Source organism: Mesorhizobium sp. M6A.T.Cr.TU.014.01.1.1, from assembly GCF_004022765.1.
In the GTDB taxonomy this organism is placed as follows: Bacteria; Pseudomonadota; Alphaproteobacteria; order Rhizobiales; family Rhizobiaceae; genus Mesorhizobium; species Mesorhizobium mediterraneum.
The window spans coordinates 1-402 of record NZ_RZPG01000139.1 but is presented as its reverse complement, the minus strand read 5'-3'; the positions used below and the strand labels follow the sequence as shown (position 1 = coordinate 402).

The following is a 402-nucleotide window of genomic DNA, read 5'->3' as shown; positions in this document are numbered from 1 at the left end:
GTCTCGGTGGGCTCGCCGACCTACAAGGGCAGCTATACCGGTCTGTTCAAGCATTTCTTCGATCTGATCGATCCGGCAGCGCTGCGGGGGAAGCCCATCGTGTTGACGGCGACCGGCGGTGGCGAGCGCCATGCGCTGATCGTCGAACATCAACTGCGGCCGCTGTTCGGCTTCTTCGAGGCCTTTGCGCTGCCGACCGCCGTCTACGCCACCGACAAGGATTTCACCGACGGCGTACTGCGCTCCGAGGCGATCCTGAAGCGTGTGGCGCAGGCGGTTGACGAGGTCGGCTTCGTGCTGGCCAACCGCTCGGCCGGCAGGATCGCCGCCGAATAGGCTTTGTCACCAGATTGCGATCGAAACAGGCGAGGGCAGCGCCCTCGCTTACCCGCAATTTACGAC

1 protein-coding gene is annotated in these 402 nt (G+C 63.9%); it reads left to right on the top strand.

Annotation, left to right across the window (positions count from 1 at the left end):
* The coding region (locus EN885_RS33320; RefSeq protein ID WP_206616890.1) for an NAD(P)H-dependent oxidoreductase at nt 1-336 on the top strand (336 nt) is incomplete at its 5' end.
* Nucleotides 337-402: the final 66 nt, after the last annotated feature.